Below are 23188 nucleotides of genomic sequence, written 5' to 3'. Positions count from 1 at the left end.
GCCAAAGGAAACGGCCCGGAGCCTGCGCTCCGGGCCGTTTCGGAAAGGCGTTGCCTCAGTGGGCGCGCGCCACCACGTCGAAGAGATCGGCGTTCAGCAGCAGATGCGCCCCGATCGAGGCGAAATAGCCCAGCGCGATCGCCCAGGTCCATTTCAGATGCGTGGTGAAAGTATAGACGCCGCGCGCCTGCCCCATCAGCGCCACGCCCGCCGCCGAGCCGATCGACAAGAGCGAGCCGCCGACGCCGCAGGTCAGCGTGATCAGCAGCCACTGGCCGTGGCTCATGTCCGGATCCATCGTCAGCACCGCGAACATCAGCGGGATATTGTCGATGATCGCGCTCATCGCGCCGAGGATCGAGTTCGCCGCCGTCGCGCCAAGCCCCTGATAAAGCAGGGTCGAGAGCATATCGAGATAGCCGAGCACGCCAAGGCCGCCCACCGCGAAGATGATGCCGAAGAAGAACAGCAGCGTATCCCATTCGAGCTGCTCGAACTGCTTGAAGGCGTCGAGCACCAGCTCCTCATGCGCCCGCCGCTTGGTGATCTTGCGGGTGAGGAAATAGGAATAGATCTGCATGTAGCCGAGGCCGAGCATCATGCCGAGCGCCGGCGGCAGCGCGAGGAAGTTCTTGAAGCAGATCGAGGTGACGATCGTCAGGAAGAACAGCACGACCACCATGCCCGCGCCGGGTTTGGCATGGGCGGTGCCATGCACGTCGGCGGGCACCTCGTTCGGGATCACGAAGGACATGATCAGCGCCGGCACCAGCCAGTTGAGCGCCGAGGGGATCAGCAGGTCGAAGAACTCGAAGAACTCGATCACGCCCTTTTGCCAGACCATCAGCGTGGTGATGTCGCCGAAGGGGGTGAAGGCGCCGCCCGCATTCGCCGCGACCACGAGCGAGACGAAGGAGGTGGCGACGAATTTCGGATGACCCTTGCCGACCGCCATCACCACAGCGCCCATCACGAGCGAGGTCGTCAGGTTGTCGAGCACGCCGGAGAGGAAGAAGGCGATCAGCCCGGTCACCCAGAACAGCTTGCGATAGGTCAGCCCGAGACCGACGAGCTTGGCGCGCAGCACGTCGAAGACGTGGCGCTCCTCCATCGTGTTCACATAGGTGATCGCGACCAGCAGGAAGAGGAAGAGCTCGCCATATTCCTCGACGATCTCGATCGCCTTTTCATGCGCGACGCCGGTCAGCCCGGCCTGCATGTAGGCGATGCCGATCAGCCCCCAGATCAGGCCCGCCGCCAGCATCACCGGCTTCGACTTGCGCATGTGGGTGGCTTCTTCGAGGATCACCAGCACATAGGCGCCGACGAAGATCAACACCGCAATAATCCCGACCCAGCTCGTGGTCAGGTTGAGCGTTTCCATCTGTCCCTTACTCCTCTCCTGTTTTGGCAGGATTTATCCGAGACCCCCCCCGCAAAACAAGGCAAATCGCCCCCGGCGGGGCCACGCGCGCGCAAATCGCCCGCGGGGCGGGGGCGGATCGTGCGGCGCCCGCCGAAAAAGCCGCGACTCACCCCCCGGGCCGGCCTCGAAAACGGGCATCGCCGGCACGCGGCCGGGCCCTCCGGCTCTCCACGGAACGCCCGATTTTCACGCAGCCGTCATTTTGCACCCGCAGAATGCGCAACTTCCCGCCTGTTCCGGGCCACAACTGCGCAACAATGCGCTGGATGCATGGCTCTGCGGCAAATTTGACGGGGCTGTGACATACAGATCTCTTGCGCGTTTTTTCAGCCTGTGACTATAGAAGCGGCAAAGGGGCCGCTTTTCGCGGCCCTTGGAACTATCTGTTATCTCTTGGAAAATGCATGACCTCCTTCCGGTCTGAACCTGCCCCCTCGCTGACCCGCCGCCGGTTGCTCGCAACGCTCTCGGCCGGTGCGCTCGCTGCCGGCTTCGGCCTGCGCGCCCGCAGTGCCGCGGCGCAGGACGCCACGCCCACGCCGGCCCCCGCCGCCCCCGCGCCGGATGCCGCACCGCAGAGCCAGCCGTTCTCCTACGACGCGCTCTCCGACCAGATGCGCGCCGCCGCCGGCACGCCGGATGCGCCCGTCACGCTGCCCGACAGTTTCCTGTCGCAGCTCACCTATGACGATTACCGGCTGATCCGCTTCAACCCGGATCGCGCCCGCTTCTCCTCGGTCGAGGACAGCCGCTTCCAGCTGCACGCCTTCCACATGGGCTGGCTCTTCAAGGAGCCGGTGCTGCTCTACGAGGTCACCGACGGCGCCGCGACCGAGATGAGCTTCGACACCGACGACTTCATCTACGAGCGCGAGGCGCGCCAGCACGTGCCCGAGCATGTCGCGCTGCCCGGCGTGGCCGGCTTCCGGCTGCACACGCCGCTCAACCGCCCCGATATCTTCGACGAGCTCGTCGCCTTCCAGGGCGCCTCCTATTTCCGCGCGCTCGGCCGCGGCTCGGCCTATGGCCTCTCGGCCCGCGGCCTTGCGGTGAACACCGGGCTTTCGGTCGCCGAGGAATTCCCGCGCTTCACCAGGTTCTGGGTCGAGCGCCCCGCTTCCGGTTCGGAGACGATCAAGGTCTGGGCCGCGCTGGAAAGCGCCTCGCTCACCGGCGCCTATCGTTTCACCATCACCCCCGGCGAGGAAACGGTGATGGAGGTGACCGCGCGGCTTTACTTCCGCGCCGACGTGCAGCAGCTCGGCATCGCGCCGCTGACCTCGATGTTCCTCTTCGCCGAGCGCAACCGCTCCGCCTTCGACGACTATCGTCCGAATGTGCATGACAGCGACGGGCTCGGCATTCAGCGCGCCGACGGCGACATCCTGTGGCGCCCGCTCGCCAATCCGCCGCGCCTCGCCTCGAGCTATTTCAGCGAGACCGCGCCGAAGGCCTTCGGCCTCTATCAGCGCGACCGCAACTTCGACCATTACCAGGATCCCGCCGCGCTTTACGAGCGCCGCCCCTCCTGCGTGGTCGAACCGATCGGCGACTGGGGCAAGGGCTCGATCCGCCTCGTCGAGATCCCCTCGGATCTCGAGGTCAACGACAATATCGTCGCCTTCTGGGTGCCCGATGCCGCGGCCAAGGCCGGCAGCGCCTTCGAGATCTCCTATCGGCTGCGCTGGGGCGACATCCCCTTCGATCCGGCGGACGAGCGTGCCCATGTGGTCGAGACCCGTGCCGGTGTCGGCGGCGTCTCCGGCGTCGAGAACACCGCGGGCACGCGCAAGTTCGTGATCGACTTCGCGGGCGGGCTGCTGGCCAACCTGCCGGCCGAGGCCGCCGACAAGCTCAATATCGTCACCTCTGTCGCCAAGGGCGAGATCGTGACGCAGGTGCTTTCCAAGATCCCCGAAGACGGCGTGTGGCGTCTTGTCCTCGATGTGAAGGCCGGAGGGGGTGAAACCGTGGAACTCAACGCCCATATTGCGGGTTATGGTCGCAAGCTGACCGAGACCTGGCTTTATCAATGGATGAAGGCATGACCGCATTTACCTCCCAACGCGTGGCTCTTTCCTCCGCAGCGGCCCTGCCGTCGAGCGCGGAAGCGCTGATCGCAGGCCCCTGCGCCCTGCCCGAGGCGCCGCTCGCGATGCCGCCGCAGGTGATCGAGGCGGAGCGCGGCCTGCTCCGTCGCCTGATCGACGGGCTGACGCCGCATCGCCCCGCCGCGCCCTCGGCAGGCGCCGGCCTCTGACATCATGACAACCGGGCCGCTCTCGCGCGCAGGGCTTTACGCCCTGCGCCTTCTTGCATTGGCGCTCAGCCTGCTTGCCGGGCTTGGCGCCTTCGTGCTGTTTTTGCAGTTCGGTTCCGCCGACGGGCTCGATGCGCTCGACATCTTCCGCGCGCTGCTGATCCTGATCTCGACGCTCTGGCTCGCCTGGGGCGCGGTGCAGGCGATGATCGGCCTCACCACCTTCTCGCATGCGCCGCGCTACGACCACGACGCGCCGATCCGCGGCCGCACCGCGGTGCTGATGCCGGTCTATAACGAGGATCCGCTCTTCACCTTCACCCGGCTCGCCGCGATGGATGCCTCGCTGCAGGCGACGGGCGATCCGGCCGAGGTGCATTTCGCGGTGCTCTCCGACACCCGCAACGAGGCGATCGCCGAGCGCGAACGCCATCTGTTCCAGCGTCTGGTGACCGAACAGAACGGGCTTGGCCGCTACTTCTACCGCCGGCGCGAGAACAACACCGGCAAGAAGGCGGGCAATATCGAGGATTTCATGACCCGCTCGGGCGGCGCCTATGATTACGCGGTGATCCTCGACGCCGACAGCCTGATGGAAGGCGAGACGATCCTGCAGATGATCCGCCGGATGGAGGCGGAGCCGCGGCTGGGCCTTTTGCAGACCCTGCCGAAGGTGATCCGCGCCCGCTCGCGCTTTGGCCGCGCGATGCAGTTTTCCGCCTCCTTCTTCTCGCCGATCTTCGCGCGCGGCCTCGCGATGATGCAGGGCCGGACCGGCCCGTTCTGGGGCCATAATGCGATCGTGCGGGTGCGCGCCTTCACCGAAAGCTGCGGCCTGCCCCCGCTGCGCGGCAAGCCGCCGTTCGGCGGCCATGTGATGAGCCACGACTATGTCGAGGCCGCGATGCTTGCGCGCGCCGGCTGGATCGTGCGGCTCGACGACGATCTCGGAGGCAGCTTCGAGGAAGGCCCCGAAAACATCGTCGATCACGCCAAGCGCGACCGGCGCTGGTGCCAGGGCAACCTGCAGCATTCGCGCATCATCGGCGCGCCGGGGCTGCGCCCCTGGTCGCGCTTCGTCTTCGCGCAGGGGATCATGGCCTATATCGCGCCGCTGTTCTGGCTCGGCTTCATCCTCGCCTCGATCGCGGCGCCGATCATGGCCCCGCCGCCGGACTACTTCCCGACCCCGGGCTGGCCGATCCCCTATTTCCCGCCCTCGGAGGCCTCGAAAGCGATCGGCCTCGCGATCGGCATCTTCGGGCTGCTCCTGCTGCCCAAGATCCTGATCGCGACGCGCGCCGCCTTCACCGGCCGCGCCCTGCAATTCGGCGGCCGCGGCCTCGCCTTCGCCTCGACCCTGGCCGAGCTTGCCTTTTCCTCGCTCACCGCGCCGGTGCTCTTGATGTATGCCACCCGCTCGGTGTTCCAGGTGCTGCTTGGCCGCGACGGCGGCTGGCCCACGAACAACCGCGGCGACGGCACGCTGAGCGTCGCGGGCAGTTTCGCCGCCTCGCACTGGATCGTCACCATCGGCCTCGTCGGCCTCTTCGCGACCTGGGCCTTCGCGCCCGGGCTGCTGCTCTGGCTCCTGCCCGTCGGCCTGCCGATGGTCTTTGCCCCCGCGATCCTGTGGTGGTCGTCGCAGCCCTCGACCTCCCGACTGATGGGAGTGCCGAGCGAATATTCCCCTGCCCCGGTGATGCAGCTCCATGACAGGATGCTCGCGCGCTGGATCGCCGAAGACGAAGCGGACCTCGCCGCCCAGAGCGCCAGCGACGCGCCGGAGTTGAAAGCCCATGCCTGAGACCAAGACCCCCCTGCCGAGCGGCGCCCGCGATCCGCGGCTCGACTTCTTCCGCGGGCTGAGCCTCGTGATGATCTACCTCAACCACGTGCCGGGGACGATCTACGAGCATTTCACCTCGCGCAATTTCGGCCATTCGGACGCCGCCGAGGGCTTCGTCTTCATGTCGGGCTGCGCCGCCGCGCTCGCCTATGGGCCGAAGATGGCCGAGGGGCTGAACTGGCCGATCTTCCGCCGGATCTGGGGCCGCTCCTGGCTGCTCTACATGGTGCATATCCTCACCGCCGTCTGGGCGATCGCGATCGTCAGCGGCGCGGCGCTCTGGTTCGGGGGCGAGGCGCTCTTGACCAAGAACGCCTTCCTGCCGCTCACCACCGAGCCGCTCGCCTTCCTCGTCGGGATCGCGACGCTCGGCCATCAGCTTGGTTACGTCAACATCCTGCCGATGTATGCGGTGCTGCTGCTTGGCGCGCCCTTCCTGATCCGGCTCGGGCAGCGCTGGCCGCTGGGGCTTCTGGCCTTCACGATCGGTTTCTGGGTGCTGACCGGGATGACCCGTCTCGACCTGCCGAACTACCCGTTCGAGGGCGGCTGGTTCTTCAACCCCTTCGCCTGGCAGCTGCTGTTCTCGCTCGGCATCCTCACCGGGCTCGCGCTGCGCAACGGTCATCGTTTCGTGCCGGTGAAGTCCTGGCTGATCTGGCCCGCCGCGCTTTGGGCGATCCTCTGCGCGATCTGGGTGAAGTCGGATTACCTGATGGAGACCCTCGGCCATGTCGTCTGGCAGCTGCGGCAATGGGGGGCGCCGTTCTTCCTCGTCGATTTCGACAAGACCTATGTCTCCGGCCCGCGGCTGACGCATTTCCTCGCGCTCGGCTACCTGCTCTCGCTGCCCGGGATCGTGCCGCGGATCGCCGCCTCGGCCGTGATGAAGCCGGTGCGCCTGCTCGGCCGCCATGGCCTGCCGATCTTCGCCACCGGCACCGTGCTCGCGATCTTCGCGCAGGCGGTGAAGGAGGTGCATCCGGGCGGTTTCCTGCAGGATACGGTGCTGATCCTCGGCGGTCTCTCGATCCAGTGGGCCTTTGCCGCGATCCGCGAGCGGATCAAGCGCCCGCCGCAATCCGCCGCGCAGATGCCCGCGATCCCGACCCCCGGCGTGCCGGCGCTGCCCGATCCGCATCGCTTCGCCGCGGCGGCGCGCTAAGCGCCCCCGGCGCGCGCTCTCAAACCTCGGTGCCGGCGCCACAGCGCGCCGCCGCCGCCTTCAGCGCCTTCAGCGCCGCCTGCACCTTCGGCGTGCGATGCAGGTCGACATGGCTCACGAGCCAGAGCGAGGATTCCCATTCCGGCTGCGGCGGCACCACCTCGATCAGCCAGGGCATGTGCTCCGCCTCGAGGACCGGGATGAAGCCGAGACCGATCCCCGCCTGCACCGCCGCCGCCTGCGAGACGAGTTCGTTGGCCATGAACACCACCTGGTCGGCGGGCACATTCGCACTGAGCCAGCGGAAGAAGGGCGCGCGGCTGTCGCGCGCGTCGGAGGCGACGAAACGATGCCCGGCGAGATCGTGGATCCCCGCGGGCCGGCCGAATTTCGCGAGATAGGCCTCGGAGGCGTAAAGCGCGACCCGGTTCTGGCCAAGCACCTGCACCACGTTGTCGGGCTCGGTCGGCCGGTTGCCGGCGCGAATCGCGACATGCGCCTCGCCATATTCGAGGCGGAACACCCGCTGATCGGTGAGGTAGCGCAGCACCAGATTCGGATGCGCCTGCATCAGATCGGCCAGCGCCGGCATCACCAGTCCCGAAAGCGAGGGCAGCGAGGTGATGATCAGCTCGCCACGCACCTCCTCGCCCGCGCCCGCGATCCGCGCGGCGAGCTGGGCGAACTGATCCTCGGTCGCCTGCCCCACCGCGAGCAGCTGCTGGCCCGCCTCGGTCGGCGTGTAGCCGCGCGGATGGCGCTGGAACAGCTTCGTGCCGAGCCGCGCCTCGAGCGCGTCGACGTGCCGGATCACCGTAGCATGGTGCACGCCGAGCACCTCCGCCGCGCCCGACACCGTTCCCACCCGCGCCACCTGATAGGCGGTTCTGATCTCGTCCCAGTTCTCGAAATTCATCTGTGCGCCCGCGAACAAACCCTGCGCAATCATGCCTGTTGAGTTCGAGCCCGCAAGAGGAGATTTTTTCTGCAACAGCAAACAACCTCCCGGAGCCTTTCCATGACCAAGATTCTGCGCCTCGACACCTCGATCAAGGGGCCGATGTCGGTCTCGCACAAGCTTGCCGAAAAGATCACCGCCAAGGTCGGCGGCGAGGTCACCGTGCGCGACTGCACCGCGATCCCCGCGATCGACGGCACCTGGATCGGCGCCGCCTATACCCCGGCCGATGCCCGCACCGCCGAGCAGAAGGCAACGCTCGCCCTCTCCGACGAACTGATCGCCGAGCTGAAGGCCGCCGATGTGGTCGTGATCGGCTGCGGCGTCTACAATTTCGGCGTCACCGGCCCGCTCAAGCACTGGATCGACATGGTCTGCCGCGTCGGCGAGACCTTCCGCTACACCGAAGCCGGACCCGAGGGCCTCGCCGGTGCGAAGCGCGTGATCGTCGCCTATACCTCGGGCGGCGTGCCGGCCGGTTCGCCCTATGACCTCGCCACCCCCTACATCAAGCAGGTGCTCGGCTTCATCGGCATCACCGACGTGACCGTCGTCGCCGCCGAAGGCGTCGCCGTCGACGAGGCCGCGGCGCTCGCCCGCGCCGAGGCGCAGATCGCGACGCTCGCCGCCTGACCCCTTGGCGCCCTGCCCCGATCCCGTGCTCTGCCGGGGCCGGGCGCCCTCCCCCGCCGGCTCTCCACCGGCCAAAGGCCCCTCGGTTGACTCCGGGGGGCTTTTCGCTTAAGTCACCGCAGATTCCCCGGAGGACGAAACCTCCGGTCCCGGCACGCGGCCGGGATCGCCACCAGTCAGCGCGTTGCGCCCACTGGTGCGCTTGTCGTTTGTCTGGCCCCGATCAAGGAGGGTGGCCCATGTTCGAAAGTCTTTCCGAGCGCCTTGGCGGCGTGTTCGAGCGCCTGACGAAACAGGGTGCCCTTTCCGCCGATGACGTCCGCACCGCGCTGCGCGAGGTCCGCGTCGCCCTGCTCGAGGCCGACGTCTCGCTGCCGGTCGTGCGCGATTTCGTCAAGCGCGTCGAGGGCAAGGCCACCGGCGCCGCGGTGACGAAGTCGATCACCCCCGGCCAGCAGGTCGTGAAGATCGTCCATGACGAGCTGATCGAGATGCTCTCGGGCGAGGACGAGGCCGACACGCTCAAGATCGACAACCCGCCCGCGCCGATCCTGATGGTCGGCCTGCAGGGCTCGGGCAAGACCACCACCACCGCGAAGCTCGCCCGCCGCCTGAAGGAGCGCGAGAAGAAGAAGGTGCTGATGGCGTCGCTCGACATCTATCGCCCGGCGGCGATGGAGCAGCTCGCGATCCTCGGCACCCAGATCGGCGTCGACACGCTGCCGATCGTGCAGGGCGAATCGGCGGTGCAGATCGCGAAACGCGCCAAGCAGCAGGCGACGCTTGGCGGCTATGACGTTTACCTGCTCGACACCGCGGGCCGTCTGCATATCGACGAGACCCTGATGGGCGAGGTGCAGCAGGTGCGCGACGCGGTCTCCCCGCGCGAGACGCTGCTCGTCGTCGACGGCCTGACCGGTCAGGTCGCGGTCGAGGTCGCGCAGGAATTCGAGGACAAGGTCGGCATCTCGGGCGTCGTGCTCACCCGGATGGACGGCGACGGCCGCGGCGGTGCGGCGCTCTCGATGCGCGCCACCACCGGCAAACCGATCCGCTTCGTGGGCTTGGGCGAAAAGATGGACGCGCTCGAGACCTTCGAGGCGCGCCGGATCGCGGGCCGCATCCTCGGCATGGGCGACATCGTCGCCCTCGTCGAGAAGGCGCAGGAGGTCTTCGAGAAGGAACAGGCCGAGCGCATGATGAAGCGGTTCCAGAAGGGCCTCTTCAACATGAACGACATGAAGTCCCAGCTCGAGCAGATGCAGAAGATGGGCGGCATGCAGGGCGTGATGCAGATGATGCCGGGCATGGGCAAGATGGCGAAACAGGCGGAAGAAGCCGGCTTCGACGACCGCACCATCCGCCGCCAGATCGCGCTGATCCAGGCGATGACGAAGCAGGAACGCGCGAAACCCGAACTGCTGCAGGCGAGCCGCAAGAAGCGCATCGCCGCGGGTGCGGGCCTCGACGTTTCCGATCTGAACAAGCTGCTCAAGATGCACCGCCAGATGGCGGACATGATGAAAAAGCTCGGCAAGATGGGCAAGGGCGGCATGCTGAAACAGGCGATGGCCGCGATGCAGGGCAAGATGGGCGGCCTGCCCGGCGCCGACGAGATGGACCCGGCGAAGATGGCCGAGGCGACCAAGGCGCTTGGCCAGATGAAGGGGCTCGGCGGCGCGCTGCCGGGCGGCATGCAGCTTCCGTCGGGGCTTTCGGGCCTCATGGGCAAGAAGAAATGACCCTGTCCGGCCTTCATATCGCGCGCGTTGACGCCCCGGCCCTGCCGGCGGGCGCGGCTGCGCGCGGCGCGGAGGCCCGGGCATGAGCTTCACCTTCGACATCCCCACCGTGGAAACCGAGCGGCTGATCCTGCGCGCCCCCCATGAGCGCGACTTCCCGACCTTCGCCGAGTTCTACGCCTCCGACCGCGCGAGCTTCGTCGGCGGGCCGATCTCGCCCGAGCTGTCCTGGCGGATGCTTGCGATGGAGACCGGTCACTGGGCGCTGCGCGGCTATGGCCGCTGGATCGCCGAGGAAAAGGCGACGGGCGCGACCGTGGGCATGATCGGTCTCTTCAACCCCGAGGGCTGGCCCGAGATCGAGATCGGCTGGGATCTGTTCAACGGTTTCGAGGGGCGCGGCTTCGCCACCGAGGCCGGGCGCGCCGCGCGCCGCTACGCCTATGAGGTCGTCGGGCTGAAGACGGTGATGAGCCTCGTGAAACCGCCGAACCTCGCCTCGGCGCGGGTCGCCGAGCGGCTTGGCTGTGTGCGCGAGGGCACCTTCCTCCACGAACGCCACGGGCCGATGAACGTCTGGCGCCACCCGACCCCGGCCGCCTGCAAGGGGGAAGGCGCATGACCGTCGTGCTCTGCCCCACCCCGGTGATCGAGACCGAAAGCCTCGTGCTGCGCGCCCCCGCCGCGCGCGATTTCGAGGGCTGGCGCGAGTTCTTCTTCTCCGACCGGTCGCACTGGATCCGCGCGCTCGGCACCGCCGCCGACGAGGCCACCGCCTGGCGCGCCTGGGCCGGCGTGATCGGGCATTGGGTGATGCGCGGCTGGGGCAGCTTCGTCTTCACCACGCAAAGCTCGGATCGCGCGCTCGGCATGTGCGGCCCCTGGGCGCCGATCAACTGGCCCGAGTTCGAGATCGGCTGGACGGTCTGGTCCGCCGAACACGAGGGCAAGGGGATCGTCGCCGAGGCCGCCACGGCCGCGCGCGCCCATGCCTACAGCGTGCTCGGCTGGAAGACGGCGGTGAGCTATATCGCGCCGGACAACACCCGCTCGATCCGCCTCGCCGAACGGCTCGGCGCGCGGCTCGACCCCGCGGCCGCGCCCTTCCCGGGCGAAACGGAAGCGCGCGTCTATCGCCACCCGAACCCGGAGGATCTCGCATGACCGATGCCACGACCCGTGCCGCCGACCTGCTGAAAGAGCATCGCGCCTCGATCGACCGGCTCGACGCGATCCTCGTCTATACGCTCGCCGAACGCTTCAAGCACACGCAATCCGTGGGCCGGCTGAAGGCCGAGCACGAGCTTCCGCCCTCCGATCCCGCGCGCGAGGCGCAACAGATCGAGAGGCTCGAAAGACTGGCGAAAGAGGCCGATCTCGACCCCGAATTCGCCAAGAAATTCCTTAACTTCGTGATTTCGGAAGTGATCCGGCATCACGAGAAATTCCAGAAATGACGGGCCGCCCGAACCTGAAATCGGCACCCGCAACCAGCCATCCAAAGGAGTAACACCATGGCTATGAAAATCCGGCTCGCCCGCGGCGGTTCCAAGAAGCGCCCCCATTACGCGATCGTCGCTTCCGACTCGCGCATGCCGCGCGACGGCCGCTTCCTCGAGAAGCTGGGCACCTACAACCCGCTGCTCGCCAAGGACAGCGAAGACCGCGTGAAGATGGACATGGAGCGCGTGCAGTACTGGCTCGGCCAGGGCGCGCAGCCGACCGACCGCGTCGCGCGTTTCCTCGAAGCCGCGGGCGTTCTCGCGAAGACCGAGCGCAAGAACATGAAGAAGGCCGAGCCGGGCGACAAGGCGAAGAAGCGCGCCGAGGAAAAGGCTGCGAAGGCCGCGGCTCCGGCCGAAGAATAATCTGGCCCGAGGCCTGATTTCGGCTAAGACAGGCGGGCCGGGCAGCGATGCCCGGCCTGTCGCGCAAGGAGGCCCCCGATGACGAAAGAGGATCGCGTCTGCGTCGGCGCCATCGCCGGTGCCTTCGGCGTGAAGGGCGAGGTGCGGCTCAAAAGCTTCTGCACGGAGCCCGAGGACATCGCCACCTATGGGCCGCTCTGGCTCGAGGATGGCGCGCGCAGCTTCACGGTGCGGCTCACCCGGCCGGTGACCGGCGGGCTTGGCGCGCGGCTGAGCGGCATCGCGACGAAGGAAGAGGGCGACGCGCTCAAGGGCGCCACGCTCTGGGCCGATCGCTCCCGGCTGCCTGCGCTGCCCGACGATGAATTCTACCACACCGACCTGATCGGCCTGCCCGTCTATGACGCGGGCGGGGCGCTTCTGGGCAAGGTGCGCGCGGTGCAGAATTTCGGCGCCGGCGACATCCTCGAAATCTTCGCCCCCGGGCGCAAGACGACGCTGATGCTGCCCTTCACCCGCGCCGTGGTGCCGACCGTCGACATCAAGGCCGGGCGCATCGTCGCCGACCCGCCCGAGGAAGACGAATGACACGGCTGATCGTGCATCCGGGCTTTCACAAGACCGGCACGACGACGGTGCAGCACCAGCTCGAGGCGGCGCGCGGCGATCTTGCGCCCGGCTGGGCGGTGCTTTTGCGCGACGATCTCGCCGATGCGCCGGCGGCGGCGCGGGCCTTTTCCGCGCGGCGCGATCCGCTGGAGCTTGGCCTGTTTCAGGCCGCCTTGGCCCGGGTTTTCGCAGCCCAGAACGCGCCGGGGATCGTGGTCTCCTGCGAGGGGCTGTGCGGCCATATGCCGGGCCGGACCGAGGCCGATGATTACAGTGCAGCGCCCGCGCTGATGGCCGCGCTCGAAACCGCGGCGCGCGAGGTGTTCGGCGCAGCGCTCGATCTGCGGTTCTATCTCTCGACGCGGGCGGAGGGCTGGATCGAGAGCGTGCATTGGCAACATGTGCGCACCGGCACACTGACCGAACCGCTGGCGACCTTCTGCGCGCGGATGGCCGGGGCCGCCGATCTCGACGCGGTGGTCGCCGGGATCGCCGCGGCGGTGGCGGCACCGGTGAGCGCGGCGCCGATCGAACGGACGACGCAGCAGGCGCAGGGGCCGGCGACGCCGCTCCTCGATCTGATGGAGCTGCCTGCCGCGCAGCGCGCGTGCTTCGACGCGCGGGAGCGGCGCAACGGGCGGCCGCGGCGCGCCAATCTTGCCGCGCTGGCCGACCGCTTTGCCCGGATCAACGCGCGGCTCGCGCCCGAGGCGGCGGCGGCGCGCAAGCAGGCGCTGCTCGAGGAGATCTGGGCGCGGGGAAAGAGGGAAAGAGCATGAGCGACGAGACCGAGAAGCCCGGCGAAGAGGCCCCCCGCCCGCAGTATCGCGGCGCGACCAAATTCACCACCGCCGAGCTGGTCGAGGGCGAGGCGCCGGAAAGCGCCCCGCATCGCGCGCAGGGCATCCGCAATGTGGTGACCTCGCTCAAGGGGCCGCTGAAGCCCCGCGACCTGATGGAGGAGATCGGCGCCGTCGCCGGCGCCTGGCGCGCGAAGATCGTCACGCTTTTCCCCGAGGCCTTTCCGGGCACGCTCGGCCTCAGCCTCACCGGCAAGGCGCTCGACGCCGGGCTCTGGGCGCTCGACACGATCGACCTGCGCCCCTTCGGCATCGGCAAGCATCGCAACGTCGACGACACGCCGGCGGGCGGCGGCGCGGGGATGGTGCTGCGCGCCGATGTCGTCGCGGCGGCACTCGACGAGGCCGCGGTGGGCACGCCCGCGGATCGTGCGAAATGGCCGGTGGTCTACATGAGCCCGCGCGGCACGCCCTTCACGCAGGCGATGGCGCGGCGCTTCGCCGAGGCCGATGGCATGACGATCCTTTGCGGGCGGTTCGAGGGCGTCGACGAGCGCGTGCTCGAACATTACGGCATCGAGGAGGTCTCGATCGGGGATTTCGTCCTCACCGGCGGTGAGATCGCGGCGCAGGTGATCATCGACGCCATCGTGCGGCTGCGCCCCGGTGTGCTCGGCAATGCCGAGAGCGCGGTGGAGGAGAGCCATTCGAATGGGCTTCTGGAGCATCCGCAATACACCCGGCCGGCGGAATGGGAGGGGCGGGCGATCCCCGAGGTGCTGATGTCGGGCAATCACAAGAAGATCGCGGACTGGCGGCGGGCGCAGAGCGAGGCGCTGACCCGGGCGCGGCGGCCGGACCTTTGGGAGAAACTCGGGAAATGATTTCGCCCCGCTGACGCGGGACGACCCGCCGGGGGCGCTGCCCCCGGGCCCCCGAGGTATTTGGGGCAAGATGAAGGGGCAGCGCGCGTCGACGTTTCGACCATCCGCCCAGAACTGGCCGCCGTGACGTGAGACAGGAGTCCCGATGAGAGGAGTTCCCATGCGCATGTATCAGGTCGACGCATTCAGCGATCGGCTTTTCGCAGGCAATCCCGCCGCCGTCATGGTGCTGGCGGAGTGGCTTCCCGTCCCTCTGATGCTGGCCATCGCGGCGGAGAACAACCTTGCAGAGACCGCCTTCGTCAAACCCCGCCCGGACGGGACCTGGGATCTGCGCTGGTTCACCCCTACCTGCGAAGTGGAGTTCTGCGGGCACGCGACCCTGGCGACGGCGCATATCCTGTTCACGGAACTGAGGGTGGAGGCCGACCTGCTGTTTCACACCCGTGTCGGGGCGCTCAGGGTGTCGAAGGCCTTGCGCGGATACCGGCTGGACATTCCCCGGATGCCACCCGAAGCCATCGACAGACTACCGCCCGAGCTCGCGGGGATCTTCCCTGTCCCGCCCGTGGCCATCTTTCGCAATTTCGAGAATTTTTTCGCGGATCTTGGCAGCGCGGAGGCGGTGCGCAACTTCGTGCCCGACCTCGCGGCGATCGCGAAACTCGGCCCTGTCGGTCTCGTGGTCACCGGACAGGAAGCCGATGCGGCCCCCGCGGATTTCGTCTCCCGCTATTTCGCGCCCGGCGCGGGCATCCCCGAAGATCCGGTGACGGGCTCCATCCATGCCACGCTTGTGCCCTACTGGGCCGGAAAGCTGGGCCGCGACAGGCTTTTGGCTTATCAGGCGTCGCCACGCGGAGGATGGCTTGACTGCGAACTCACCGACGAACGTGTCTATCTGGGCGGCAATGCCGTAACCTTCATGGAAGCCACGATCCGCCTGCCGGACGCGGACTGACCCGAGGCGGCCTCTTCGACCCCCGGCCCCACTTCCCCCTTGATCCGTTGGGCGTTTGCCCGTATGACGCGCCGGTCTGGGCCGGAATCGGCTTCGGACCCTTTGCCTGTTGCCTGTGACCCCCTGCTTCGGCGGTCATGCGGGGCGGCGGGGGAGGCTGGCAAAAGACGAACGATCCTCCGGCGGGCGCTATATGCGGACCCGATCGAAGACCGGAGCTCTCGGGCGGCGCAAACTTTGCGGGACCACCGCAAGCAGTGAAAGGACATGCGATGAACCTGATCGCGCAACTCGAGGCGGAACAGATCGCCGCCCTCGGCAAGACCATCCCGGATTTCAAGGCCGGCGACACCGTTCGCGTCGGCTACAAGGTGACCGAAGGCACCCGTTCGCGCGTGCAGATGTACGAAGGCGTCTGCATCGCCCGCAAGGGCGGCGCGACCATCGCCGCCTCGTTCACCGTGCGCAAGATCTCCTTCGGCGAGGGCGTCGAGCGCGTCTTCCCGCTCTACTCGACCAACATCGACTCGATCGAAGTCGTCCGTCGTGGTCGTGTGCGTCGCGCCAAGCTCTACTACCTGCGCTCGCGTCGCGGCAAATCGGCGCGTATCGCCGAAGATACCACCTACAAGGCCAAGGCCTGAGTCTGAGGAGCGGAAAGATGAAAGCCGATACCCATCCCGAATACCACTTCATCACCGTCAAGATGACCGACGGCACCGAGTACCAGACGAAGTCGACCTGGGGCAAGGAAGGCGACGTGATGTCGCTCGACATCGACCCCACCTCGCACCCGGCCTGGACCGGTGGCTCGACCAAGCTGATGGACACCGGTGGCCGCGTGTCGAAGTTCAAGAACAAATACGCCGGTCTGGGCTTCTGATCCCGACCGCAGAACTGGAAAGGCCCGCGCAAATGCGCGGGCCTTTTGCTTTGGCGACAGGCGCCCCGAAGGGCGCCCTCCTGGTCACTTCGCGTCGGGCCAGGCGTTCACGTCGAGGTCCAGATCCGGGAAGTCCTTCGGATCGAAGATCGGCTTCTCGACCCCCGCCTTCAGCTGCGCGCGGAAGTCGTCGATCACCCGCAGCGCGGTCGGGAACAGCATCATCAGCGCCAGCAGGTTGACGAGCGCGAGGATCCCCATCAGCGGATCGGAGAAGGCGAAGACCGCCGTCGCCCCCGGCGCGGTGGCGCCGACGAAAACCACGATCACGATCGCCACGCGCAGCGCCTGAACCCAGAGCGGGTTCGACGACAGGAAGCTCAGCGCGTTCTCGCCCAGATAGTAATTGTAGATGATCGAGCTGAAGGAGAAGAGCAGGATCGCCCCGGTCAGGTAATACTGCGCCCAGTTGCCGAAGTGATAGACCATGCTCTGCTGCGTCAGGGCGACGCCGTCGATGCCCTCGGCGCCCGGCTGATAGACCCCGCCGAGCAGGATCACGAAGGCGGTGCAGGAGCAGATGATGATCGTGTCGATGAAGACCGAGAAGCTCTGGGTGATGCCCTGGCTCATCGGGTGCTTCACATAGGCCGTCGCGGCGACGTTCGGCGCCGAGCCGAGCCCCGCCTCGTTCGAGAAGAGGCCGCGGCGCAGGCCGTTGGCGAGCGCGGCACCAACCCCGCCCGAGACCGCCTCGCGCCAGCCGAAGGCATTGGCGACGATGTCGTAAAGCACCGCGGGAACCGAGGTCACGTTGATCGCGATCACCACAACCGCCATCGCGAGATAGCCGATCGCCATCACCGGCACGATCACGTCGGAGGCCTGGGCGATGCGGTGGATACCGCCGTAGATGATGAGCCCGGTCAGCACCGCAAGCACGATGCCGGTCGCATAGCGCGGCACGCCGAGGCTGTCCTGCATCGCGCCGGCCACGGTATTGCCCTGGAACGCGTTGAAGCCGAAGGCGAAGGAGGCGATCAGGCAGATCGCATAGATCACCGCGAGCCAGCGGTAATTCGGGCCAAGCCCGTAGAGGATCGAATAGGCCGGACCGCCGCGGAAGAAGCCGCCGGGCTCCGCCCGTTTGAAGAGCTGTGCCAGCGTCGACTCGATCAGGCTCGAACACATGCCGATCAGCGCGATCGCCCACATCCAGAACACCGCGCCCGGGCCACCCGCGGTGATCGCCACCGCGACCCCCGCGATATTGCCGCCGCCCACGCGCCCCCCGACGGAGACGAGCAGCGCCGCGCGCGCGCTGATCTTCGTCGGATCGGATTCATTCTCGTCGCCACGCAGCACGCCGAACATCCGGCGAAAGAACTGGAACTGCACGAAACGACTTGCGACGGTGAAGAACACCCCCAGCACGACAAGGAAGGGGATCAGCGCCCATCCCCATGTCAGATCGTTGATCGTGTTGAAGATCGTGTCGAAAAAACCCATCTGTCACCCTTTCTGGAAGCCATCGAGTACGCCTTTTCAGGGCTAACCCGCGATGCGGCGCGGCGAAACCCCGTGCGCGCGGAAAATCCCGGAGCGGCGCGCAAAAAGGCATCACGGGGGCCGGTCGCCCCGCCCCGGTCCGCTCTGCCCAGGTTTTCCGCGTTCGCGCGACCCGGACGCCCCCGCAGGCGGGGCCGCGCGCTCCGGCGCCGGCCAAAGCCCCTTGCAAGGGCGCGCTTCCTTCGGTAGCCCGGGCGTCCTATAGTCGCGCGCGCCCCCGCAGAGGGGCCGAAGATCGGGGTTCTGGACGTGGCGCATATCATCGTTGTCGGCAATGAAAAGGGCGGCTCGGGCAAGTCGACCACCTGCATGCATGTGGCCACCGCGCTCGTGCGGATGGGGCACCGGGTCGGCGCGCTCGACCTCGACCTGCGCCAGCGCAGCTTCGGCCGCTACGTCGAGAACCGCCTCGCCTATCTGCAGCGCGAGGGGCTCGACCTGCCGACGCCCGATTATCACCTGCTGCCCGAGGTCGATCCGGAGACCCTCGCCCCCGGCGAGAACGCCTTCGACCACCGGCTCTCGACCGCGGTGGCCGAGCTCGAGCCGGTCTGCGATTTCATCGTGATCGACTGCCCCGGCTCGCATACCCGGCTGAGCCAGGTCGCGCATTCGCTCGCCGACACGCTGATCACGCCGCTCAACGACAGTTTCATCGACTTCGACCTGCTCGCGCGGATCGACCCGGTGACCTCGAAGGTGATCGGCCCCTCGATCTATTCGGAGATGGTCTGGTCGGCGCGGCAGCTGCGCGCGCGCGCAGGCCTCAAGCCGATCGACTGGGTGGTGCTGCGCAACCGCGTCGGCGCGCAGCAGATGCACAACAAGCGCAAGGTGGGCGCCGCGCTCGAACAGCTGTCGAAGCGGATCGGCTTCCGCGTGGCGCCGGGCTTTTCGGAACGGGTGATCTTCCGCGAGCTGTTCCCGCGCGGGCTGACGCTGCTCGATCTCAAGGATCTCGGCGTCGAGAACCTCAATATCTCCAACGTCGCGGCGCGGCAGGAACTGCGCGAACTGATGAAGGAATTGCACCTGCCGGGCGTCGAGCTCAACTTCTGAGCGGGCGGCGGCCGATCGGGCCGCCTCCGATCCGACGGGCGGCGCGGCTCAGGCGGTGCGCGCGACGAACTTGAAGGGCGAAACCGGGCGGTGCATGCGACGGTGCCGGCGCGAGGAAGGCGTCTGGCCCAGCGCGCAGAACCGCGCCTCGAGCACCGCGTCCTCTGCACGGCGGAACCGGGCAAGGAGCTCCATCAGTTTCTGCGCCATCGTGATCCTCCATCGTCTCGGATTGCTTCGATCCCGGTCAGACTCGCGCCGAATTGCGGCGGGAACGTGACCCGATGACGGAGAAGACGCGGCCTTGTCGGGGCTATTTTTCGCGCCCGATCAGCCGCAGCATCCTGCTCACCGCAAGCTCGTAGCCCTGGGTGCCGCAGCCGATCACGATGCCGTCGGCGCGCGCACTGACATAGGAGTGATGGCGAAATTCCTCGCGCTTGTGGACGTTCGAGATATGCACCTCGATCACCGGCCCCTCATAGGCGTTGAGCGCGTCGAGCACGGCGACCGAAGTATGCGTCCAGGCGGCGGGGTTGATGACGATCCCGGCCGCGTCATGGCGCGCCTCGTGGATCCAGTCGATCATCTCGCCCTCGTGGTTGGTCTGGCGCAGGACAACGCGCACCTCCTCGCCCCCGGCGAGCGCGGCACAGCGCGCCTCGACATCGGCGAGCGTGTCGCGGCCGTAAATTTCCGGCTCGCGCTGGCCAAGCAGGTTCAGGTTCGGACCGTTGAGGATGAAGATCGTCTGGCGCATGTCGCCCTCCCGTCTGACCCCGCCTTTGTGCGACGGGGCCCGTGATTTTCCAAGCGCTTTCGGCTCAGCGCTTCTTCATCGCATCAAGCAGCGCCGCGCCGAAACCGCCCGGAGCACCGGCGCCGCCCTTCGGCCCCGAACTCATCGGCCCTTTCGGACCTTTCGGCCCCCGCGGGCCCTTCGGATCCCGCTCCGGCCCACGCGCCGCGCGATCCTCGCGCGCCGAAGTGCCGCCGTCCTTGCGCATCGTCAGCCCGATGCGCTTGCGCGGCACGTCGACCTCGGTCACCCGCACCTTCACCACATCGCCCGCCTTCACCACCTCATGCGGATCCTTCACGAAACGGTCGGCGAGCTGGCTGATATGCACGAGCCCGTCCTGATGCACCCCGATATCGACGAAGGCACCGAAGGCCGCGACATTGGTCACCGTGCCCTCGAGCTGCATCCCCGGGCGCAGATCCTTGATATCCTCGATCCCCTCGGCGAAAGAGGCGGTGACGAAGCTCGGCCGCGGGTCGCGCCCGGGTTTTTCCAGCTCGCTCAGGATGTCGCGCACCGTGGGCAGGCCGAATTTCTCGTTGACGAAATCCGCCGCGCGCAGGCGGGACAGCGTCGCGCTGTCGCCCATCAGCGTGCGGATGTCGCGCCCGCAGGCCTTCACGATGGCGCGCGCCACGTCATAGGCCTCGGGGTGGACGGAGGAGGCATCGAGCGGCTCCTTGCCGCCGGTGATCCGCAAGAAGCCCGCGCATTGCTCGAAGGCGCGCGGCCCGAGGCGGGTGACCTTGAGCAGCTCGCGCCGCGAGGCGAAAGCGCCGTTCGCATCGCGATGCGCGACGATCGCCTCGGCGAGCCCCGGCCCGAGGCCCGAGACATGGGCGAGCAGCGGCGCCGAGGCGGTGTTGAGATCGACGCCGACCGCGTTCACCGCATCCTCGACCACGCCCGACAGCGCATGGCCAAGCTTCGACTGATCGACGTCATGCTGATACTGGCCGACGCCGATGGATTTCGGTTCGATCTTCACGAGTTCGGCCAGCGGATCCTGCAGCCGCCGCGCGATCGAGACGGCACCACGGAGCGAAACATCGAGGCTCGGGAATTCGCGCGCGGCGAGTTCGGACGCCGAATAGACCGAGGCGCCCGCCTCCGAGACCACCACCTTCACCGGCGCCTTCACCCCGGCGGGCAAGAGTTTCAGCGTATCGGCGACAAGCTTTTCCGTCTCCCGGCTTGCCGTGCCATTGCCGATCGCGATCAGCTCCACCCCATGCGCCGCGATCAGGCGCAGCATCGCCTGCTGCGCGCCGCGCAGGTCCATCTTCGGCGGGAACGGATAAAGCGTGTCGGTCGCCAAGAGCTTGCCGGTCGCATCGACCACCGCCGCCTTGACCCCCGTGCGGATGCCCGGATCGAGGCCGAGCGTCGCCTTCGCCCCGGCCGGCGCGGCCAGCAGCAGATCCTTGAGGTTGCGCGCGAAGACGCGGATCGCCTCTTCCTGCGCGCGCGCGCGCATCTCGCCCAAGAGGTCGAGCATCATCGAGAGCGAAAGCTTCACCCGCCAGGTCCAGCCCGCCGCGGCGCGCAGCCAGATGTCGCCGGGCGCCTGCGTGCGCGCATCGAGCGCGGCGGCGACCATCGCCTCGGCCCGCGCGACGCCCTCCTCGTCGGGCGCGATGTCGAGGGTCACGACGCCCTCATTCGAGGCGCGCAGCATGGCGAGCGCGCGGTGCGAGGGCACATCGGCCCAGCGCTCGCGATGGTCGAAGTAATCGGAGAATTTCGCGCCCTTCTCCTCCTGCCCGGCGATCACCTTGGCCGTCAGATAGGCCTCGCGGCTGAGGTAGGCGCGCAGATCGCCCAGAAGCTGCGCATTCTCGACCAGCCCCTCGGCCACGATCTCGCGCGCGCCGTTCAGCGCATCCTTCACCGTCGGCACCGCCTCGCTCAGATAGGCTTCGGCCAGCGCCTCGGGCGCTGCCCTGCGGTCGGCGAGCACCGCCTCGACCAGCGGCCCCAGCCCGTTCTCGCGCGCGATCATCGCCTTCGTGCGGCGCTTCGGCTTGTAGGGGAGGTAAAGATCCTCGAGCTCCGCCTTCGTCTCCGCCCGCGCGATCGAAAGCGCGAGATCGTCGCTCATCTTGCCCTGTTCGGTGATGCTCGAGACGATCGCGGCGCGCCGCGCCTCAAGCTCGCGCAGATAGGTGAGCCGGTCGGAAAGGTTGCGCAGCTGCGTGTCGTCGAGCCCGCCGGTCACTTCCTTGCGATAGCGCGCGACGAAGGGGACGGTCGCGCCCTCGTCGAGCAGCCCCACGGCCGCGGTGACCTGTTCGGGGCGCGCGTCGATTTCACTGGCGATGGTGCGGGCGATGCGGGTGGCGGTGTCCATGATCTCTCCCCTGTTCGGAGCGCCGTTCTAGCCGCCCGGCGCGGCGAGGCCAAGGGGAGGCAGCCAAGGGGAGGAGCGCCTTGACACTGCCGCGCCGACGCGCCCCTTTGGGCGCAGACAGGAGACACCGATGACTCATTTCCCCCCCGCCCTCGAGGAGCGGCTTGTCCGCTATACTTCGGTCGACACGCAAAGCGACGCGGACAGCCCCGCCTCGCCCAGCACCGCGATCCAGCTGAACCTCGCGAAGATGCTTGCCGAGGAGCTCACCCGGATCGGCGCCGCGGAGGTGACGGTGACGGACTATGGCGCGGTGCTTGCCACCGTGCCGGCGACCGCCGAGGGGCCGATCGTGGGGCTGATGGCGCATATGGATACCGCGCCCGCCTATAGTGCGACCGGGGTGAAGCCGCGGGTCATTCGCGGCTACAACGGCGGCGAGATCACCTTTCCCGATGCGCCGGGCCTCGTGCTCAGCCCCGAACACAACCCCTATCTCGCGCAAAAGGTCGGCGACGACCTGATCACCGCCTCGGGGCTGACGCTGCTGGGCGCGGATGACAAGGCGGGCGTCGCCGTGCTGATGACGATGGCCGAGCATCTGCTCGCCAATCCCGGGCTGAGCCATCCGAAACTGCGCCTTGCCTTCACGCCCGACGAGGAGATCGGCCGCGGCGTCGATGCGCGACTGCCGCGCGATCTTGGCGCCGATTTCGCCTATACCTTCGATGGCGGCGCGGTGGGCGAGATCGAATACGAGAGCTTCTCCGCCGATGGCGCGAAGGTGAAGGTGACCGGCGTTTCGACCCACCCGGGCACCGCGAAGGGCAAGATGGTGAACGCGCTGCATCTCGCGGCGAAGATCATCGAGATGCTGCCGCAGGCGACGCAGACGCCCGAGGTGGTCGAGGGGCGCGAGGGCTTCTGGCACATCACCAATATGGCGGGCACCGCGGCGGAGGCCGAGCTGTCGATCATCCTGCGCGACTTCGAACTCGACGGGCTTGCCGCGCGCGGCGAGATGCTGCGCCAGGTCTGCGCCGCGGTGGCCGCGACCGAGCCGCGCGCCACCATCGCCTGCACCATCACGCCGCAATACCGCAACATGCGCTACTGGCTCGAAAAGGACATGACGCCGGTCGAACTCGCGCGCGCGGCCTGCCGCGCCGAGGGGATCGAGCCGGTCTCGGTGCCGATCCGCGGCGGCACCGACGGCTCGCGGCTGACGGAAATGGGCGTGCCCTGCCCCAATGTTTTTACGGGCATGCAGGACATTCACGGCCCGCTCGAATGGGTCTCGGTGCAGGACATGGCGAAGGCGACGGCGGTCGCGCTGCGCCTTGTGCAGCTTGCCGCGAAAGGGGCCTGAG

The 23188-nt window shown here is 67.8% G+C and carries 24 protein-coding genes; 18 read left to right on the top strand and 6 right to left on the bottom strand.

The features are described from left to right. Positions 1-55 precede the first annotated feature (55 nt). Positions 56-1384 (bottom strand): sodium:proton antiporter NhaD, encoded by a 1329-nt coding sequence (gene nhaD, locus AB7U46_RS12675; RefSeq protein WP_428337339.1) that lies wholly within the window; start codon positions 1382-1384, stop codon positions 56-58. A 446-nt stretch (positions 1385-1830) separates the two neighbouring features. Here nhaD and AB7U46_RS12670 point away from each other — a divergent pair, with 446 nt between their 5' ends. The 4 genes from AB7U46_RS12670 to AB7U46_RS12655 are packed head-to-tail and all read left to right on the top strand — an operon-like array spanning position 1831 to position 6700. Further along, complete coding sequence (locus AB7U46_RS12670; protein WP_428337338.1) at positions 1831-3474, top strand: glucan biosynthesis protein; 1644 nt, start codon at positions 1831-1833, stop codon at positions 3472-3474. Beyond that, positions 3471-3686, top strand: a complete 216-nt coding sequence (locus AB7U46_RS12665; RefSeq protein WP_428337337.1) for a hypothetical protein — start codon at positions 3471-3473, stop codon at positions 3684-3686. The genes AB7U46_RS12670 and AB7U46_RS12665 overlap by 4 nt, the downstream gene beginning before the upstream one ends. A gap of 4 nt (positions 3687-3690) precedes the next feature. Further along, positions 3691-5493 (top strand): glucans biosynthesis glucosyltransferase MdoH, encoded by a 1803-nt coding sequence (gene mdoH, locus AB7U46_RS12660; protein ID WP_428337336.1) that lies wholly within the window; start codon positions 3691-3693, stop codon positions 5491-5493. Beyond that, the gene (locus tag AB7U46_RS12655; RefSeq protein ID WP_428337335.1) at positions 5486-6700 is read left to right on the top strand and encodes an OpgC family protein; all 1215 of its coding nucleotides are present in this window, start codon (positions 5486-5488) and stop codon (positions 6698-6700) included. The genes mdoH and AB7U46_RS12655 overlap by 8 nt, the downstream gene beginning before the upstream one ends. 19 nt (positions 6701-6719) lie before the next feature. Here the strand turns inward: AB7U46_RS12655 and AB7U46_RS12650 are convergent, their stop codons facing one another. Further along, positions 6720-7616 (bottom strand): LysR family transcriptional regulator, encoded by an 897-nt coding sequence (locus AB7U46_RS12650; RefSeq protein ID WP_428337334.1) that lies wholly within the window; start codon positions 7614-7616, stop codon positions 6720-6722. A gap of 102 nt (positions 7617-7718) precedes the next feature. Here AB7U46_RS12650 and AB7U46_RS12645 point away from each other — a divergent pair, with 102 nt between their 5' ends. From AB7U46_RS12645 to rpmE, 12 genes are all read left to right on the top strand, one after another. Next, positions 7719-8291, top strand: a complete 573-nt coding sequence (locus AB7U46_RS12645) for an FMN-dependent NADH-azoreductase (protein WP_428337333.1) — start codon at positions 7719-7721, stop codon at positions 8289-8291. Between the two features lie 239 nt (positions 8292-8530). Then, positions 8531-10033, top strand: a complete 1503-nt coding sequence (gene ffh / locus AB7U46_RS12640) for a signal recognition particle protein (protein ID WP_428337332.1) — start codon at positions 8531-8533, stop codon at positions 10031-10033. A gap of 82 nt (positions 10034-10115) precedes the next feature. Next, positions 10116-10655 carry a GNAT family N-acetyltransferase gene (locus AB7U46_RS12635; protein ID WP_428337331.1) on the top strand — a complete coding sequence of 180 codons (540 nt, stop codon included), beginning with the start codon at positions 10116-10118 and terminating at the stop codon, positions 10653-10655. Next, the gene (locus tag AB7U46_RS12630; RefSeq protein ID WP_428337330.1) at positions 10652-11197 is read left to right on the top strand and encodes a GNAT family N-acetyltransferase; all 546 of its coding nucleotides are present in this window, start codon (positions 10652-10654) and stop codon (positions 11195-11197) included. Before AB7U46_RS12635 ends, AB7U46_RS12630 begins: the two co-directional genes overlap by 4 nt. Next, positions 11194-11490 (top strand): chorismate mutase, encoded by a 297-nt coding sequence (locus AB7U46_RS12625; RefSeq protein ID WP_428337329.1) that lies wholly within the window; start codon positions 11194-11196, stop codon positions 11488-11490. The genes AB7U46_RS12630 and AB7U46_RS12625 overlap by 4 nt, the downstream gene beginning before the upstream one ends. A gap of 57 nt (positions 11491-11547) precedes the next feature. Next, positions 11548-11901 carry a 30S ribosomal protein S16 gene (gene rpsP, locus AB7U46_RS12620; protein WP_428337328.1) on the top strand — a complete coding sequence of 118 codons (354 nt, stop codon included), beginning with the start codon at positions 11548-11550 and terminating at the stop codon, positions 11899-11901. Between the two features lie 78 nt (positions 11902-11979). Then, positions 11980-12489 (top strand): ribosome maturation factor RimM, encoded by a 510-nt coding sequence (gene rimM, locus AB7U46_RS12615; protein ID WP_428337327.1) that lies wholly within the window; start codon positions 11980-11982, stop codon positions 12487-12489. Beyond that, positions 12486-13289, top strand: a complete 804-nt coding sequence (locus AB7U46_RS12610) for a hypothetical protein (RefSeq protein WP_428337326.1) — start codon at positions 12486-12488, stop codon at positions 13287-13289. Before rimM ends, AB7U46_RS12610 begins: the two co-directional genes overlap by 4 nt. Beyond that, positions 13286-14194, top strand: a complete 909-nt coding sequence (trmD, locus tag AB7U46_RS12605; protein WP_428337325.1) for a tRNA (guanosine(37)-N1)-methyltransferase TrmD — start codon at positions 13286-13288, stop codon at positions 14192-14194. The genes AB7U46_RS12610 and trmD overlap by 4 nt, the downstream gene beginning before the upstream one ends. A gap of 166 nt (positions 14195-14360) precedes the next feature. Beyond that, positions 14361-15155 carry a PhzF family phenazine biosynthesis protein gene (locus AB7U46_RS12600; protein WP_428337324.1) on the top strand — a complete coding sequence of 265 codons (795 nt, stop codon included), beginning with the start codon at positions 14361-14363 and terminating at the stop codon, positions 15153-15155. 272 nt (positions 15156-15427) lie between these two features. Beyond that, positions 15428-15799, top strand: a complete 372-nt coding sequence (rplS, locus tag AB7U46_RS12595; RefSeq protein ID WP_428337323.1) for a 50S ribosomal protein L19 — start codon at positions 15428-15430, stop codon at positions 15797-15799. 17 nt (positions 15800-15816) lie between these two features. After that, on the top strand, positions 15817-16038 hold the full coding sequence (rpmE, locus tag AB7U46_RS12590; RefSeq protein ID WP_428337322.1) for a 50S ribosomal protein L31: 222 nt from the start codon (positions 15817-15819) through the stop codon (positions 16036-16038). Between the two features lie 84 nt (positions 16039-16122). Here rpmE and AB7U46_RS12585 read toward each other — a convergent pair whose 3' ends face one another. Continuing rightward, positions 16123-17547: an alanine/glycine:cation symporter family protein gene (locus AB7U46_RS12585; protein ID WP_428337321.1), complete on the bottom strand. Its 1425-nt coding sequence runs from the start codon at positions 17545-17547 to the stop codon at positions 16123-16125. 309 nt (positions 17548-17856) lie between these two features. Here AB7U46_RS12585 and AB7U46_RS12580 point away from each other — a divergent pair, with 309 nt between their 5' ends. Beyond that, positions 17857-18666, top strand: coding sequence for a division plane positioning ATPase MipZ (locus AB7U46_RS12580; protein WP_428337320.1), 810 nt, complete (start codon positions 17857-17859; stop codon positions 18664-18666). A gap of 48 nt (positions 18667-18714) precedes the next feature. On the opposite strand, the gene AB7U46_RS12575 is transcribed toward AB7U46_RS12580, so the two are convergent. The 3 genes from AB7U46_RS12575 to AB7U46_RS12565 all read right to left on the bottom strand — a co-directional run bounded on the left by AB7U46_RS12575 (position 18715) and on the right by AB7U46_RS12565 (position 21818). Then, positions 18715-18876 (bottom strand): hypothetical protein, encoded by a 162-nt coding sequence (locus tag AB7U46_RS12575; protein ID WP_428337319.1) that lies wholly within the window; start codon positions 18874-18876, stop codon positions 18715-18717. A gap of 103 nt (positions 18877-18979) precedes the next feature. Beyond that, the gene (gene aroQ, locus AB7U46_RS12570; RefSeq protein ID WP_428337318.1) at positions 18980-19426 is read right to left on the bottom strand and encodes a type II 3-dehydroquinate dehydratase; all 447 of its coding nucleotides are present in this window, start codon (positions 19424-19426) and stop codon (positions 18980-18982) included. A gap of 64 nt (positions 19427-19490) precedes the next feature. Next, positions 19491-21818 carry a Tex family protein gene (locus tag AB7U46_RS12565; RefSeq protein ID WP_428337317.1) on the bottom strand — a complete coding sequence of 776 codons (2328 nt, stop codon included), beginning with the start codon at positions 21816-21818 and terminating at the stop codon, positions 19491-19493. Between the two features lie 130 nt (positions 21819-21948). Here AB7U46_RS12565 and pepT point away from each other — a divergent pair, with 130 nt between their 5' ends. Then, positions 21949-23187, top strand: coding sequence for a peptidase T (gene pepT / locus AB7U46_RS12560; protein ID WP_428337316.1), 1239 nt, complete (start codon positions 21949-21951; stop codon positions 23185-23187). The last annotated feature ends 1 nt before the right edge of the window (position 23188 follow it).

Source organism: Paenirhodobacter sp. (assembly GCF_050177655.1).
In the GTDB taxonomy this organism is placed as follows: domain Bacteria; phylum Pseudomonadota; class Alphaproteobacteria; order Rhodobacterales; family Rhodobacteraceae; genus Rhodobacter.
The sequence above is the reverse complement of the archived record's forward strand: the minus strand, read 5'-3'. Positions and strand labels throughout refer to the sequence as shown.